Origin of the sequence: Chitinophaga sp. CF118, assembly GCF_900112615.1 — a bacterium.
In the GTDB taxonomy this organism is placed as follows: Bacteria; Bacteroidota; Bacteroidia; order Chitinophagales; family Chitinophagaceae; genus Chitinophaga.
Map to the genome: position 1 here is coordinate 54,394 of NZ_FOMK01000008.1, position 15,723 is coordinate 70,116.

Annotated in this window: 13 protein-coding genes; 3 read left to right on the top strand and 10 right to left on the bottom strand. The window is 39.4% G+C overall.

The window, feature by feature from the left end:
• Positions 1–16: 16 nt before the first annotated feature.
• The 3 genes from BM176_RS24425 to BM176_RS24435 form a co-directional block, all read right to left on the bottom strand.
• Positions 17–3,118, bottom strand: coding sequence for a SusC/RagA family TonB-linked outer membrane protein (locus BM176_RS24425; RefSeq protein ID WP_090106970.1), 3,102 nt, complete (start codon positions 3,116–3,118; stop codon positions 17–19).
• Positions 3,119–3,479: 361 nt separating this feature from the next.
• The gene (locus BM176_RS24430) at positions 3,480–4,529 is read right to left on the bottom strand and encodes a sterol desaturase family protein (protein WP_090106971.1); all 1,050 of its coding nucleotides are present in this window, start codon (positions 4,527–4,529) and stop codon (positions 3,480–3,482) included.
• Between the two features lie 217 nt (positions 4,530–4,746).
• Complete coding sequence (locus BM176_RS24435) at positions 4,747–5,868, bottom strand: FAD-dependent oxidoreductase (RefSeq protein WP_090106972.1); 1,122 nt, start codon at positions 5,866–5,868, stop codon at positions 4,747–4,749.
• Between the two features lie 95 nt (positions 5,869–5,963).
• Here BM176_RS24435 and BM176_RS24440 point away from each other — a divergent pair, with 95 nt between their 5' ends.
• Both BM176_RS24440 and BM176_RS24445 read left to right on the top strand, forming a co-directional pair.
• Complete coding sequence (locus BM176_RS24440) at positions 5,964–6,926, top strand: helix-turn-helix domain-containing protein (protein WP_090106973.1); 963 nt, start codon at positions 5,964–5,966, stop codon at positions 6,924–6,926.
• Positions 6,927–7,020: 94 nt separating this feature from the next.
• Positions 7,021–7,998 carry a hypothetical protein gene (locus BM176_RS24445; protein ID WP_143097913.1) on the top strand — a complete coding sequence of 326 codons (978 nt, stop codon included), beginning with the start codon at positions 7,021–7,023 and terminating at the stop codon, positions 7,996–7,998.
• Between the two features lie 5 nt (positions 7,999–8,003).
• Here BM176_RS24445 and BM176_RS24450 read toward each other — a convergent pair whose 3' ends face one another.
• From BM176_RS24450 to BM176_RS24480, 7 genes are all read right to left on the bottom strand, one after another.
• Positions 8,004–8,705: an ABC transporter ATP-binding protein gene (locus BM176_RS24450; protein WP_090107144.1), complete on the bottom strand. Its 702-nt coding sequence runs from the start codon at positions 8,703–8,705 to the stop codon at positions 8,004–8,006.
• Positions 8,706–8,712: 7 nt separating this feature from the next.
• A complete protein-coding gene (locus BM176_RS24455) occupies positions 8,713–9,945 on the bottom strand; it encodes an ABC transporter permease (protein ID WP_090106975.1) in 1,233 nt (410 codons plus the stop codon).
• 3 nt (positions 9,946–9,948) lie between these two features.
• Positions 9,949–11,100: an efflux RND transporter periplasmic adaptor subunit gene (locus tag BM176_RS24460; protein WP_090106976.1), complete on the bottom strand. Its 1,152-nt coding sequence runs from the start codon at positions 11,098–11,100 to the stop codon at positions 9,949–9,951.
• Positions 11,097–12,410, bottom strand: a complete 1,314-nt coding sequence (locus BM176_RS24465; RefSeq protein ID WP_090106977.1) for a TolC family protein — start codon at positions 12,408–12,410, stop codon at positions 11,097–11,099. The genes BM176_RS24460 and BM176_RS24465 overlap by 4 nt, the downstream gene beginning before the upstream one ends.
• Entirely contained in the window at positions 12,407–12,805 is a 399-nt protein-coding gene (locus BM176_RS24470) for a DUF2147 domain-containing protein (protein WP_143097914.1), read from the bottom strand. The genes BM176_RS24465 and BM176_RS24470 overlap by 4 nt, the downstream gene beginning before the upstream one ends.
• A 213-nt stretch (positions 12,806–13,018) precedes the next feature.
• Complete coding sequence (locus BM176_RS24475) at positions 13,019–13,780, bottom strand: LytR/AlgR family response regulator transcription factor (RefSeq protein ID WP_090106979.1); 762 nt, start codon at positions 13,778–13,780, stop codon at positions 13,019–13,021.
• Positions 13,777–14,805 carry a sensor histidine kinase gene (locus tag BM176_RS24480; RefSeq protein ID WP_090106980.1) on the bottom strand — a complete coding sequence of 343 codons (1,029 nt, stop codon included), beginning with the start codon at positions 14,803–14,805 and terminating at the stop codon, positions 13,777–13,779. The genes BM176_RS24475 and BM176_RS24480 overlap by 4 nt, the downstream gene beginning before the upstream one ends.
• Positions 14,806–15,110: 305 nt before the next feature.
• Here BM176_RS24480 and BM176_RS24490 point away from each other — a divergent pair, with 305 nt between their 5' ends.
• The gene (locus BM176_RS24490) at positions 15,111–15,710 is read left to right on the top strand and encodes a TetR/AcrR family transcriptional regulator (RefSeq protein WP_090106982.1); all 600 of its coding nucleotides are present in this window, start codon (positions 15,111–15,113) and stop codon (positions 15,708–15,710) included.
• The last annotated feature ends 13 nt before the right edge of the window (positions 15,711–15,723 follow it).

The window sequence follows — 15,723 nt, forward strand, 5'->3', positions numbered from 1 at the left end:
TTAAAGATTAAAATGTTTAAAAAGCCGCTTTAACACCAAAAGCAAACACCTGATTCTGCGGGTGCACCGCAAACCTTGTATTATTAGATACCCTTTCCGGATCAAGTCCTTTAAACCCTGTGAAGGTGAGCAGGTTATCTCCTGCAAAAAAGACACGTAAGCTGCTCAATGACACCCGTTTCACCAGGGATGCAGGAAGTGTGTATCCTATCTGCAGATTTTTGAGCCTTAAAAAAGAGGCCCCTTTCAAATAATAGGTGGATGCGGTGCTTATATTGCTGCTGGCATTACCCTGGCCGGTAATGTATATCAGTGGCATGGTAGTACTGGGATGTTCCGGAGTCCAGGCATTCACCCAGTCTGCAGTAGGAGGGGATCCCTGGTTGAATGGTTGAACGCCCCATCCATTTACAAAGAGTTTCTGTCCGTAGGAGCCATAGAAGAAAACAGAGATATCAAAATTCTTCCAGGAGGCGCTTGCATTAAAGGAATAATCGAACTTAGGAAAAACACCCGGTACAATAACCCGGTCATTGGCATTAACAGTATCGTTGCCCGATACGTCTTTGAACTTCAGATATCCCGGTTGAGGATTGTATTGCTGTACAGGAGATCTGGTAATTTCATCGGCAGACTGGAAGATACCTGCGTACTCATACAGATAAAAGCTTCCGTAGGGCAGCCCTTCCTTAATGATCGTATTATTGGTGGTGTTGATAGATGGAGCTCCAAACTTAATGACGGTGTTTTTATTGGTTTGAAAAGTACCGCCAGCAGAAAATCTTACGCTGCCTATGTTATCCGTATACTGAAAAGAAGCTTCCACTCCTGTATTCTTCATTTTACCCTGGTTGAGGGTGGGTGCATTTAAGCCCAGGTATGCCGGAATTAAAGGCGTATACAGGATATCATACGTCAGTTTATTATACCAGTCAACTGAAATATCCAGTTTACTGAACAGGGAAACATCTGCACCAACATCAAAAATGCGGGTGGTTTCCCATTTTATATTACCGTCTACCAGTCCGTTCTGCGCAACGCCTGAGTTCAGCGTATTACCAGAAAATGAATAGGCATAGCCGGTGTTGGTATTGTATGAGTTCTGGCTGGTGTACACATCCTGGTAAGGATAGTTGCCTATATTCTGATTGCCTAGTTTACCCCATGAACCACGTACCTTTAAATTGTTCAGCCAGGAAATACCGCTGAGGAACTGCTCGCGTGTAAGCATCCAGCCAGCCGAAACAGACGGGAAAAGCGCCCCCCGGTTATTTTGCGGAAAACGGGAAGAAGCATCATAACGGGCATTGACTTCAAGCAGGTATTTTTCATTGTAATCATAGTTAAATCTACCGTAATAAGAGCGTAAGGCCCATACTGACGAGGTGCCAGTGGCTATCTGAGAGCCTGCAGGACCGGCGTTCAACTCATGCAGGTTATTGCTGGGAAAAGGCGTATTACGGTTACCTACGAGTCGTTGTGTTTTGTTATACTCCACCTGGGTACCGGCCAACAGTTTTAGATTGTGCTGGTTAAATGATTTCGTATAGGTGAGCTGGGTATACCCAACCGGGTAAACCATATTAGTGTCTGTCACTACCAATCCTTGTCCGTTCACGTCCAGCGTACGCTCGGGCGCATCATTGGGTTTTGCGAACCAGTTATACTGGTTGATCACAGGTTTAAAGTCTTCAACCTTGTTGAAGTTGAAGTTAAGCCCTCCGCTTGTTCTCCATTCCAGCCCTTTCAAAAGGCGTATATTCAGGAAAAAGCTGCTTTGCAAATAGTAGTCGTTACTAGTAACAAGCGCATTCTCTGCAATAGCCACAGGGTTCTTATTAGGCGTTTGCACACTGGGATACACGGAGTTTACATAACGTCCGCTACCATCAGGCAATTTAGGCCCATACATAGGAGATTGAGAGAACGTGGACAGGAACATATCCTGGCTGCCCCTGGAGGCATATATTCTTTTACCGTAATTGAGTGTAACGCTGGAACCGAAAGTGGCCCAGTCATTAATTTTGGAATTCAGGTTAAACTGCAGGTTGTATTTTTTATAGGAAAAGCCGATCATAATATCCGGCTGGTCTACATAGCCAAGACCGATATTGTAAAGAGTTCCGTTATTGCCTCCTGTCATTCCGATATGATGCGTTTGTACCTGTACGGTTCTCATAACAGCATCCATCCAGTTGAAATTGGGATACCGGGCGTGATCGGTAGGGTTGGTATAGGCCGCGATCATTTCCGGGGTAAACCGGTTAGGATAGCCGGAGTTGACAGCTGCCTTATTAAACAACTGCATATACTGTGCAGAGTTATAGATCAGGTTATCAGGCAGGGCAGAAGGCTTTGTGATGCCCATGCTGTAATCGTACGACAGCTGGAACCGTCCGTTTTTCCCCTGTTTGGTAGTTACCAGTATTACGCCATTGGCGGCCCTTGTACCATAAATAGCGGCAGATGCGGCATCTTTCAGCAGCGTAACAGATTCAATATTTTGTGGGTCCAGCACGGTGAGGCTTCCCGGCAAACCGTCTACAATAACCAGAGGGCTGCTGCCTGCAGAGCTATAGGTGCCCAGCCCTCTTACCCGCAGTACGGAACCTTCGTTACCGGCTTCACCAGAGCCTTGTGTAAGGGATAATCCGGGTAGTTTTCCCTGTAACAGTTGTACGGGATCCGTGGCTATCCTTTTATTCAGTTCTGCCCCGTTTACTGTAGCAATCGCTCCGGTCAGGTCTGCCTTTTTCTGTGTACCATAACCTACTATCAGTACTTCGTTCAAACCTTTACTGTTTTCTGTGAGCGTGATGTCTATTTTCTGCCGGTCATTTATGGGAATTTCCTGTGTCTGAAAACCGAGAACGGTAATAATCAGTATTGCGTTAGCGGGTACATTGGCCAGGGTATAACGGCCTTTATCGTTTGTAGACGTCCCGATGTTGGATCCTTTTACTCTTACAGTGGCTCCGGGAACAGGCTGCCTGTCGCTGTCCCGGAACACAGTTCCGGCTATTGTCCTGACCTGTGCATTTGCGGTAGTCAGCCAGGCGAAAAAAAGTGTAACGCACAGAAGTAGCAGTCTGATGCGGGGTTTATAAGCATTAATCATAACGTATGGATTTAAGTGATGAAAAACATATTTATTCAGATAAGTAATTGCAGGAGGAAAGAAGTCAGAGGGTAATAGTTAACAGTAATGCAAACGTTTGCATACAAGTATGTGTTTTTAACGTGGAAAATAGGTTAATGTGCCGTAAAATCTGTGATTCGGGTTACTGACGAGCTGTGATCATGTTACCAGATACGAAAGTAGCGTAAATAGATCTCATGATTTTCTCCAATACCTATACTTTTTTCGCTTTTTTGAGGGTATGGGCGTCAAACACTGCGGCATAACATAAAAAAGCAGCCGGAGAATATATTCCCGGCTGCCGCTATTCATCATAATTTTTTAGAGAGTTATCAGCAATTTAGCGGGTTGTTGATTGCTGTTCTGTTTCATATAACGTGGTTGTTGGGGCAGCGGGCTGCTCCTGTTTTAACGATTCAAGGTAGGCGCGTTTTACTACAAGGGCCGTTTTGTGTATGCCGGTATGGCTCCAGCCGGGAGGCATAAAAATGTAGCGGATCTTGTTCATGATACCGGGGGCCTTCCATACATCCAGCGCCAGGTAATAAAACTCGCCAAAGTAGATGTCAAAAAAATTATGGTTGTTCACATCACGCGATATGCCGTATTCAATATGCACTTTGGCGTCTTCGTATTGAAAAGTTCCAAACACTTTATCCCAAATGTTGAGCAGGTTACAGAAATTGGTATCCATATACAATGGGTTCTTCGCATGATGCACACGATGATGGGAGGGGGTTAAGATCCATTTGTTTAAAAACCCCAGGCGCCCGTCCCTGATCACGTTTTCTCCCACATGAATAAAGCCACCCCAGAAGCCATCAATGAACATAATAAAAAACAACAGCGGTGGATTTACACCGGCCAGTATACATACTGTAGTACGGATCACATCGGCATAAGCACCTTCCAGGAAGAAGTGGGCATAACTAACGGAAAGATTCATGCTTTGGGGCATGTGGTGCGTAGCATGCAGGCACCAGAACAAACGCACCGTGTGTGCCCAGTAATGATAAAGAAAATGCCCCAGTTCCCAGATTATATAGCCATAGATTAGCCAGTACCACGTGAATGAAGTTGTGAATAGCGCATACTTTTCAAATACCCCGATACAAAACGCTACAGCTGCAATAGAAAAGAAGCGACCGATGGTCCGGTTTATTACAAAGATAATAAAGGGCATACGGTAGTCTTCTATCTTAAACCGCCTGTATGTAACGGCACGTATAATTTCAATCACCAGCAGAAAAGGAAGTACCGGGGAAACGGCTCCCAGTAAGCCGTTTAAAGTAAGCAGCACGTTGTAGTTACCTGTTTGGTACATCTCTAGCAGAGCGCGCAGTCCCATGAATCCTATCAGTTCGTCATACAGCGTGTGAAGTAATCCCATGCACAAATATTTAGTGTTAATCAAGCTACTGAATAATCAGAACTAACTTCGGTTGGGTGCTGGTATTAAATAGATCTTTACAAAAAAAGGAGAAAAAACAAACATAGTCTGCATACATAGTTGCCAGTATGTTTGTACAGCATGTATGGTTGGAGGTTGCTGCTGAATTTTCTTACTATGATTGCGTCAACGGCGCCTCGCTAAACCATTGCGTAACTTAATTGATAAATCTTTTTTGGAATGAAAAATTGGGATGATGCATCTCTATTTCGTTCCTGCTTGTTTCAAGCTGTGCTTCTTTCGCATAACCGAACATTTTTTGTTCATAATCGCTGATAGCTGCTTCTATAGTTTCAAATTTTCCGTTAGTCAGGTTACCGGATAAAATTGATGCGTCCATCAGTCCGGTATTCACTCCCTGGCCTGCAAAGGGTGGCATTACATGTGCAGCATCTCCAATAAGCGTTATAGGCAAAGGGCGATCATTTTTCCAGGGTTTATCCAGCGGGATTTTTCTAGTCGGTAATCCAACAAAAAAAGATGTTGAACGGAATAATTGTTTGTAACATTCGTGCCAATGAGCGAACATATTTGAAAGGAACGTAATTACGCTTTCTGTATTTTGAAAGTTTAATCCATTTTCAGGAATCCATTCTTCAGGCTTTCTAAAAGTTACATTGTAGGTCAATGCACCATTGTTATTGGGGCTTGCAACCAGGTTAATGCCTTTGCCTGCGATCATTAGTATGTTATTGTCGCAAAGGTGGTAGAACTCCGTACATTTTATTTCCGGTTGAAATACTTCGCCCTGTATAATAAAAGTTCCGGTGTATTCCACTTCTGTATCCGTAACATATTTTCTTACCTTAGATATCCCTCCGTTAGCTCCGATTACAAAATCTGTGATCACATCCGGTTTATTTTCAAAATGCAAAAGCCACTTTCCATTGTGTTCTTCAAGTTCTGTAAATTTTCTATCCCAAACAACTGTATTGCTTGTTAAACTGTCAAGCAATATTTTTCTTAAATCGTTTCTGTTTATCTCAGGACAGTCATATTGAGGTTTTACAGAGAACAACACTTTGCCTTGTTCGTCGGCCAGGGTTCTTCCCATAGGTTTCGCCATAGCATAATAACTTTCCAGTAATCCTGCTTTTTTCATTGCAGGTTGCCCCGAATGTTCATGCAGGTCAAGCGTGCCGCCCCAGATTCTTGCTTGTGGGTCTTTGTCTCTTTCGTAAACAGTTACATCTATGCCTTTTTGCTGTAATAATTTTGCCATTGTTAAACCAACTGGTCCCGCACCTATGATGGCTATCTTTTTATTCTTCAGTATCATAATTTTGCATTGTTTAATTACAATGCAAAGATGTTGAGTATGTTAGAGGTAAAATAACTACATTAGCCACAAAAATAGTCGTAAAAGACTTTTTTATGGGAAAAGACAAACAGCAAACAGAGCCGAATGTTCTAAAAAGGTTTGCTCATTTATTAGGGACGGATGTAAAAAACAGGAGATTAGAAATCCCTGAAAAGTTTGGCAAAGGTTATTGTACCGGATTCGTTTTTAATGAGCATATACGAATGCTAATCATGAATTACGAATTAAATAAGGATTTGGTTCTTGAAAATCCTGACATCAATTCTCCTATGAGAATGATACTTTTTAAGTTTCAAAACATTTTCCCTAAAACAGAAACATTATCAACCGGAAAGCAGTTAAAGGCAATACCTTCAGTTTTAATTACAACCAGTAGTGTGAATACCGACGCCGTTATTTCAATCCATACAAATACTGCGGCTATTAATATAGAAGTGGATGCAAACTATCTGAAAGGACTATTTGACTTGTCAGAAAAATCGCCGGTTTTACAAAGTCTGTTACAGAATACGCAGCCCCTGCTATTCGAACAAATAATTTATCCTTCTTTACAGAAAATTGTGGATGAAATAGTGTCTGAATCTGTTGATGAAACTTTTGCACTATTTTTTCGGAGGGTAAAGGCAGAAGAATTGATTTGCAGACTACTAATGGAATTGGAAAAGCGGGATGAAAAACATCTTTATGATTTAAACATTCGTGATATAGAAACCATTTACAAAGTAAAAGAGCAAATGCTTGAACATCTGGAAACTCCGCCAGTTATTAAAGAATTGGCTGTTTGTGCCAGTATGAGTCCATCCAAACTGAAACGTTTATTCAAGCAAATTTTCGGCAACAGCATTTTCAGTTATTATCAGGAATTCAGGATGAAAGAAGCCGCCCTTTTGTTGAAAGATGAAAAGTTATCTGTTTCAGATGTGGGTTATCAACTGGGCTTTACCAACTTAAGCCATTTTTCAAGAGTCTTTAAAGAACATACAGGGATGAAGCCGAAACAATATAGCCGGTCTTAAATTTAAAAAGGGGCTTTGTCCTGATTCTTTAACGGGCATGGCTAGCGTTTCTTGAACAATAATCATATCTTCACATATTCATAAACGCTTATACATGTCGATCTCAAAAACTCAATGGGAAATCGAATCTGACAGAGTCATTATTCGCCCTCACCGCATTGTATTCATCCTTGCCAGCGTATTGGCTGTTGTCTTTATTGCATTGTTCTTGTTAGTCCAAAAAGAAAGCCCTGGCCATATGGTCCCCCTGGTAGTAGTAATGGCGCTCGTTTGGCTACCCTTTGTACTGGGTGGTTTTACGTATGTGATCTTCGACCGCAACGCCAGCCGTATGAAAAAGATGCTGTTTGGCTTTCTTCCTATCAGGAACGTTCCTTTCGAGAAACTGTACCAGGTAAACATAGTTACCCAGGGCTCAGGCGGTTTTAACTTCCGCATCTATACCAAGGCAAATAAGTATGGAAGGGGCACCATGATAAGTTCCCACTACGGTAAAGATACCGATCCAAACGCGGTAGCATTCAGTAATGAAGTCATTCCCCTGATCCATCAATACCTGGATGCTGTAGCGCCATTAAAACCAGAAAACACAGAGATCACCAACTACGAATATTTCACCGAAGCTGATGGCATCTACACCCTCAAGGTAAAGAAAGCTGGTCTCCTCGTGTTTGGTAGCATCTTCCTGGCCCTCGGAATTCATGAATGTACCCCCGATGCCTGGATAACAGACCTCAATATAGCAGGTAAACTATTGATGACCGTCTTCCAGATCGCATTGGGAGTGGTGTTTATCGCTGCGGCTTATACCAGGCTAATTTTCAATACGCCTAGCCGTATCATAGAAAGGAAGAGCCCTATCGGCATAGGCAATCGCCAGTTTAGCTTCGACAGCTTTGTCAATTTCCAAACAGTGCGTAAAACCTATAACGGTGTTTACTCCGGCACAGATATCAATATGCTCTTTGAAGCCACTGGCAAGAAAAACAATGTTCTACGGGCATCTACTTTCAAAAATACGCAGCAGATCGAACGCTTTATGCTGGAGATCAGGAAGATTTTAGCATCCTGAAAATTTCAATTATTTTTTTTTTCGTGGCTGATTATTTTACCATCCGCCAGCTCAATCGTCCGGTCACTGCTCTGGGAAAAATCATTATCATGTGTAACCGCAATAATGGTTTGCCCGAACTCATGGGCTATTTGTTTAAAAGTGTCAAATACAATCTGGGCATTCTTACTGTCCAGGTTTCCGGTTGGTTCATCGCACATAATAATTGCAGGATCGTTGATTAGTGCCCTGGCTATAGCTACCCGTTGCTGCTGACCGCCACTTAGTTTTGAAGCCGGTTTTAATGCCTGTTCCTTAATGCCTAAAATATCAAGCTTGTTATATGCTCTTTCCTCCACTTCCTTATAGGAATATTTCCCCAGCTTTAATGCCGGGATCATCACGTTTTTCAGACAAGTAAACTCAGGTAACAGGTAATGAAACTGGAATATAAATCCAATACTCTTGTTCCTCAAAGCAGCTAATTCATTAATTTTCTTTCCTGTTATTATTTCATTATTAATAAATAATTCTCCTTCATAGGAGGTATCCATTGTACTGAGGCAGTAAAGTAATGTTGATTTTCCTGAGCCGCTTTTACCTACTAATGTTAAAAACTCACCTTTGTATGCTTCGAAACTGATGTTGTCTAACACCTTAAACTTAATCGGGTCGTAAAAATATTTTCCTAAAGACCTGGTGCTTAGAATAACTTCTCTATTTTTCATACTCAGATTATTTTCTAAAAATTTCAACCGGATCAACTTTTGCTGCTTTTCTTGCAGGAAAGTACCCGGCGCATAATGTAATAAACAAGCCCAGCACAGTGCTTTTTGCAAAAAGCGCAGGTTCAAAATGTATAGGAAAATAACCTACCGGTCCACCCATGTATATGGTAGACATGATCGCAATAAGGATACTTCCAACCATCAGGCCCATTAGTGTACCAATGAATCCCATTATAAGTGCTTCCATCAGGAATATCCTGATTACATCTTTTCCTGCAAACCCGGTTGCTTTTAGAATAGCAATGTCATTTATTTTTTGTGCTATTGTTGAACTAAGAATATTGTATATGCCAAATGCTGCTACTACTAATATGGATAGAGATATAGCTCCCATTAAGGTACCTCTTGTCTTTTCTGTAGCTAATACATCTGCATTCGTGGTTTTCCAGTCTTCTACTTTATAAGCTGTTAAGTGCTGGAGCATCGCTGCATACTTCTCACTATTGTCAGCATCAGGCACGTTTATGAAAATATCGCTTACATAAGAAGGCCCTTCTTTTATAAATTGCTGTGCTGCACTGATGTTCATGTAGGATTTTGCATTGTCGGTTAAGCTATTGCCACTAGAATAAATGCCTACTATCTTCATTACTTTTACTACATTGTATGATGAAGTTACCGTAATGTTGTCATTTACGCCGAGGTTTAATTTCTCTGCAATTCCGCTTCCGATGATGATGCCATTCAGATTACCTGAGAGTCTGTTCAAACTACCCGCCACTATGTATTTCCCTGTTTTAAACATAGCGTCATATTCAAGTATATTTATACCATACCCATTTCCCCGCAGCTGTGCTTTACCCCGGTTATAAAATGCGTCAAAGCTTACCTGTGCAATAGCATTCACAACATATGGCTGTTGTTTAATCCTTGATAGCAGTTCTTCCGGGTTAATTATTTTTTTTGAGTTTGTTGTAATTTGAGGATTTATGATAACGGCCTTATGTCCTGAATCGGATGATATCAAGGGCAGGCTCAATTCGTCGGCTTTATAGATCTTGATATGAGGACTGTTTTTAAACATTTCACCTTTTGAAAAGGTACCAAAACCTGATGAAAGGGAATTCATAAACAAATACACCCCAACACCAATCGTAACACCTAATGCTGCTACCAGTGTTTGCCTTTTCCTGGTAATGATATGTGTAAATGCAATGTCCGTATTTATGCTTTTTTTCATAAATTATCGTTGTAATTGTGCTCCCGCCTCAGATATATTTGTTTTATTGGCATCCAGGTTGTCTGTAATTAATACCGTATTATCATCTATACCACTTAATATTTCCACCCATTCATTACTTACAAACTTTGTAACAACTTTTAATTTTTCCTTTTTGCCTTCCACCTGTACATAGCCTCCAAAGTCAAGGTATCTTCTGGGAATTAGCAGCGCTTTCTTTGTAATAGCCACAACAATATTGCTTTGCAATTGGGTGTTGACAATAGTAAAATCTAAACTGTCAGAAAAGACTAATTTACAGATGAAGGATTGGCTGCTCTCATCAAAAGAAGGATAAATTTCCTTTACACTGCCTTTGTAGATCTTGTCCTTATTCGTGTTTAATTGTATGAATGCTTCCTGCCCAACCTTCACTTTGCTAATATTGCCCTCATCAATATTTACTTTGGCATATATATACTCGGGATTGCCAATTAATGCAATAGTTTCTCCTCGTTTTACGTAATCTCCCAGTTTTTTATATACCTTTAAAATTTTCCCGGCAACTAAAGCGTTTATTTTGTTTTTCCCAGTTACTACTTCGTTTATCTTTTTTGTTGCTTCAGTGCTGATAACCTGTTGATCGGCCTGTTGTTTTAAAATCCTGTGGTTCTCCAAAGCACTTTCATAATTCGACTTTGAGGTTTTATATTGAAGTTCCGCATTGTCCAGGTCTAATTTGGCAACACTGTTCTTTTCCCATAATTTTTGATATCGCTGCATATTAATTAAGTCCAGGTCCATTTTCTGTTTGTCGATGATAATGGTATTCTGGGCCTGCTGCAAAGCGGGGGCATTACTCATTGTGTTTTGATGCGCAATATTATACAGTTCATTCGCACTTTCTTCATTAAAGAAGGCTTCTTTATTATTTACAACTGCTAATTCCTGTTGCGGATCAACAAGATCTCCTTCTTTAAAATTTACCTGTGTAAGGTAACCATCTGCCTGGGCAGTAAGGTCATAGGTAGCGTCTGCTTCAAGAATGCCGGATGCAAATACTGTCTCGGTCACATCTTTCCTGATCGGTTTAGTTTTTTCTGTTTTTTTTCCGCAGGAATAAAAAAGAAAAGCAGGAAGTAAAAACAGCATTATCCTATTGAGTTGTGGCTTCATTTTATTCTGTTATTTATATCAATTTTTGTTTTGGCAGCCAGCACTGATACCTGCGATGAAACAAGGGTATAATTGCTGTTTACCATGGCATTATAACTATCGAGGGCTCGATCAAAACTTACCAGATCTTCCTTATACAGGTCCAGGTATTTCTCATAATTCTCTTTCTTTAATAAGAATATTTCTTTGTTGGCTGTAGCCTGGCTTAATGCTTTGTTATAATTTGTAATGAGCTGCTGTATTGTTAATTCTGACTTTATCTTTTCCTGCTCGGTATTTTTCTTGGCCAGTAAATAATCATATTTGGCTTTTGTAGTCTCGCTCATGGTAGAGGCCGAAGGCATTGGAACCTTTATTTTAAAGCCCAAATAACTGCTGGAATTCCATTTTACACTGTTGTCAAAGAGCTTACCACGTGTATTATTTTGCTGACTGGTATTACTCTGGAAAAAGGAAATTGTTGGATATTTTGTACACTTTTCCTGTTTCCAGGATGCTAAAGCTATTTGTTCTTTTAGCATGCTGTTGGCTAATGCAATGTTATTGGCTTCTATAGTTGGGTTGAGAATGAATTCAGTCAGCGAAGTTTTATTTACAATTTCTATATCTTCCTGCTCCGGAATATCACAGAGGATTTTGAGTGCTAAGTATTGCTGTTTTATAAGATACTCAATCTGGTTTTTATTCTCTTTGGTAGTCAGAAAATTTATGTTTGCATCATTTACGTCCTGCTGCTTTATAACACCTTCATTCAGTTTGTTTTGGGTAATTTTCAATAAGCTGTCGGAAGTGTTTAAATTTTCAAGGGTACTGGCAAGTTCTTCCTGTAGAGATACAATGTTACAGTAAGTGGTAGCAATATTTTCCCAAAGTTCTTTTATCGTAATCTTATTTTCTGAAGTGCTGCTTTCTATATTTAGCTTAGCCAACTTCAGATTTAACCAACCATTTACGTTAAGCAATTTTATTTCTATATCCTGGGTAAAATTTGTTACATAAGGAACACCTGACTTCACTTCTTTATAAGTACCGGCCTCACCTCCAAATATTTCCGCAGGGAAGAGGGAGACGGGCAATTTGGTATTATGCGTATAGCTTAGTGAGGTATTTCCGGTTGGATCCGGGATACTAAGGAGGGCAGCCAGCTTTGCTTTCTTTGCCTGATCTATCCGGATATAGCCAGATTGAATAGAAATGCTTTTTGATGTAGAATAACTCAAAAGTGAATCTACAGATGTAAAGATCTTTTGCGATTGAACCGTACCGGAGCAAAAGAGAGAAATAATTATTAGCCAAATAGTAATCTTCATTTGTTGTTTTTTATTCTTGTTAAGTACACCGTCCTGGTTATAAATAGCTTCCTCACGATCAGCTTTAACCGATCATTATCTATTATTGAAGCAGTTACATCTACTTCCATATTTGCATCAGGAGGCCGCATGGTGCCGGTAAAGGTTTGAGATGCTTTATCGTACTTAAGTTTCTTCAGGGTAAGTGTCCCGTTTTTTGAAGGATTATTTTTGTCATTTATTATTTTGCCGTAATACGCACTATCTGCGGCCACGTATATTTCCATTTCAAGGGGTTTATCCTTGATCTCACTTTTCCAGTTGCCGGTAATATTCCCAGGTGTTTGGCCTAAAGCTGACAATCCACAAAAAAGAAAGGCAATCATAATGCCCGAATGTTTAACTGATGATTTCATATGCATTTATTGTGACCCAAAGATTTGGATATATTCTGTATGCTGCAATTGATTGTAGCCTAAGATGGACAAAATAGAAACTGAAAGGAAAATGATACAAACAATGGCAATTGTTATTCACATGCACAACCGCACAAACAGAAATATATAACCAGATAGCAGGCAAAGATTATCTGCCTGTACCGGATAAAAGGAAGCCTTAAGAGAGTTAGTTTAGTGTTGGGAAAGCCATTCTATAAATGAGGAGATCTTTAATTTTCCTACCAGTATCTGATCTTTAAAAGGTACAGAAAGGTTCACTATTATCTTACGGTTAAAATATTGCGTGGCATCCTTTACCGCCTTTCGATTTATAAGGAATTGACGGTTGGCCCTGAAAAAGGAGGGGGAAAAAGCTTTTTCAAGGTCTTCAAGATTTTCGTTTACAATAAACTTTTCCTGCTTAAATGTATAAGCATAAGTATATCTGTTATCAATAAAAAATAGCACTATGGTATTGGCTTCCAGCGGGATAATTTTATTGGCTTGCCTGATGATCACTGCATTTTTTTGCGGGGTCACTTTTAGTTCAAGTGCGGTGAGCTGTTCTTTATATTTTTCATTATTTCTTGAAAATGTTTTCTCAAGTGTAATATATTTTGATAATGCTTTTTCTATAGTGTCCTTGTTAAAGGGTTTTAAGAGATAATCAATTCCGGTTGTTTCAAAAGCTTCAGAAAAATAACTATTGTAGGCAGTACAAAAAATGATCGGAACCTGGTTCTCCATTAGCTTGAATATCTCAAAACTCAGACCGTCGCCCAATTCGATGTCTGAGAAAATGAGATCTGTATCTTCGTGCTTTGCAAAGTATTCAATAGCCTCTTCTACTGAATGTAATAATGCGCCAATTTCTATATCAGGTTCTACTTCAAGAATAGTTCTTTTTAAATCCTTTGCAGTAACTTTCTCATCTTCAATAATTACTATTTTCATATATGCTGGTTGTTTAACAAGTAGACCTTAACACTAAATTCATCTTTGGTGTCAGTGATCTCTATCTCTTTATGTGTGATAATTCTATATCGCTGATTCAGATTTTTTAGCCCAGTGCCTGTAGTATCCACAGCCCTTGCAGGTAATTTATTGTTACAAACCAAAATGGTATCCTTCTCTATGTAATTTATTCCGATCATTAACGGCCTTCTTTCTGTAAATGAGTTATGTTTAATAGCATTCTCTACCAATGTTTGAAGAGCATACGCGGGCATCTGCATGTTGTATATCTCATGCGGAATATTTACATTAAAGATAACGGAGCTTTCAAAACGTGTTTTTTGTAAATCAATGTAATCTTTGGTGAATTTTAATTCCTGTTCTACCGATACCAGGTCGCAATTATGGACTTCCAGGGAATAGCGCAGAAAATTTGACAGCTTTATTGAATAATTCTCAGCTTCTTCCGGTTCCGCTTTTATCAAAGATTTTAGTACGCTAAGTGTATTAAACAGGAAATGAGGCTGGAGCTGTTGTAGCAGTACTTGTTTCTGTGCTTCAAGATTACTTACTTTAAGTTCCTGGATTTCAATTTCAGCATCCTTGTTTTTTTGAGTGGCTAATATGGAGTTGCAGATGATTAAAATGATGGTGTTTATAGCCAGCAACGAAATAAATGGATATACCATTAAAATATCCCTTCCAAATGCCAATTCTCCTTGTGCGATAAAGTCCGGTGGCTTCAACATTTTTCTGAAAGCGACAATTATAATATGGAAAGTACCTACAAAGGCATAACTATAAATATACCATTTCCAATTTTTTGCTGTTCTGGCATATCGGATGATAGAAATATTAATGGTCCAGAATATAAACACATTAATGGTAATGATAAGACCTGCAAATAGAATATATGAGGGTTGGACTTTATTGAAGATGTAAAAGGGAGTTACCCCGTATAAGGCAATTATCGGAGATGAAATGATAGCAGTCCTGATGAATCTTTTTAATAAATTTCTTTCCATGTTCCCCCAAAATTAAATAATAGTGAAATTAACAGGATGTAATGAAAACACTGTTTAATCAGGTAATTGTCCCACGTTTCATGATGATTGGCCTTTTAGGGCAGCATTTTGTCCATTACAGCGATGTTTACATATGTCGTTTTCTGTATAAGCTTTACTTTTGGAATATCATTTAGAAAGCACTTGTTGATGTAGGCCGAATGATATTGATTCAAAGCAATTTCTATTTTTATCAAAATTGCTAAAATAAACTTTTTAATTAAAAATGCAGCTTTATCTTTGCATCGGAAATTAAATAAGTTTAGATGCCAGTAAAGGATGCTCAAACAGAAAAGCTTATCAAAGATACAGCTATGCGGATTTTCTTTGTGGAGGGAAATATCCATGCCAAAACACAGGAAATAGCAGACGCGGCAGGAGTGAACAGGGGACTCATCTATTACTATTTTAAAAATAGAGACCACCTGTTTGACGTGGTATTTACGGAAGCTATGTCAGTGGTTCAGAATCGTATAAAAGAGTTGTTTTTTTCAAGTAAACTGGAGTTCAGGGAGAAAATGGGACAGTTCATTGAATTTTTTATAGATAATAATTTGAAATACCCTTACCTGGAGATCTTTCTGATTACAGAAGTGAATGTTGGCCATCATGTGCCTCATCAGGAAAAAGCACAGATAACCAAATTAACTGCAAGTATAGAAGGAGAACTTAAAGAGGAGATTAGAAAAGGATCAGTGCCTCAGATGTCTGCCAGGCAATTTATAATCAACATGATTTCTCTTTGTGTCTATCCTATATTATCAAAGCCACTATTAAAAGAATTAATGCAACTGGATGAAAAGGGATACCTGGCATTGGTGAAGGATAGAAAGCAGCTTATACTTAAGGTACTGTTTCGCGACTAGCACCGAATATATT

What these genes read in the sequence shown, in the direction of transcription:
- BM176_RS24425 (WP_090106970.1), bottom strand. Translation starts at nt 3,118, where the DNA reads ATGATTAATGCTTATAAACCCCGCATCAGACTGCTACTTCTGTGCGTT.
- BM176_RS24430 (WP_090106971.1), bottom strand. Translation starts at nt 4,529, where the DNA reads ATGGGATTACTTCACACGCTGTATGACGAACTGATAGGATTCATGGGA.
- BM176_RS24435 (WP_090106972.1), bottom strand. Translation starts at nt 5,868, where the DNA reads ATGATACTGAAGAATAAAAAGATAGCCATCATAGGTGCGGGACCAGTT.
- BM176_RS24440 (WP_090106973.1), top strand. Translation starts at nt 5,964, where the DNA reads ATGGGAAAAGACAAACAGCAAACAGAGCCGAATGTTCTAAAAAGGTTT.
- BM176_RS24445 (WP_143097913.1), top strand. Translation starts at nt 7,021, where the DNA reads ATGTCGATCTCAAAAACTCAATGGGAAATCGAATCTGACAGAGTCATT.
- BM176_RS24450 (WP_090107144.1), bottom strand. Translation starts at nt 8,705, where the DNA reads ATGAAAAATAGAGAAGTTATTCTAAGCACCAGGTCTTTAGGAAAATAT.
- BM176_RS24455 (WP_090106975.1), bottom strand. Translation starts at nt 9,945, where the DNA reads ATGAAAAAAAGCATAAATACGGACATTGCATTTACACATATCATTACC.
- BM176_RS24460 (WP_090106976.1), bottom strand. Translation starts at nt 11,100, where the DNA reads ATGAAGCCACAACTCAATAGGATAATGCTGTTTTTACTTCCTGCTTTT.
- BM176_RS24465 (WP_090106977.1), bottom strand. Translation starts at nt 12,410, where the DNA reads ATGAAGATTACTATTTGGCTAATAATTATTTCTCTCTTTTGCTCCGGT.
- BM176_RS24470 (WP_143097914.1), bottom strand. Translation starts at nt 12,805, where the DNA reads ATGAAATCATCAGTTAAACATTCGGGCATTATGATTGCCTTTCTTTTT.
- BM176_RS24475 (WP_090106979.1), bottom strand. Translation starts at nt 13,780, where the DNA reads ATGAAAATAGTAATTATTGAAGATGAGAAAGTTACTGCAAAGGATTTA.
- BM176_RS24480 (WP_090106980.1), bottom strand. Translation starts at nt 14,805, where the DNA reads ATGGAAAGAAATTTATTAAAAAGATTCATCAGGACTGCTATCATTTCA.
- BM176_RS24490 (WP_090106982.1), top strand. Translation starts at nt 15,111, where the DNA reads ATGCCAGTAAAGGATGCTCAAACAGAAAAGCTTATCAAAGATACAGCT.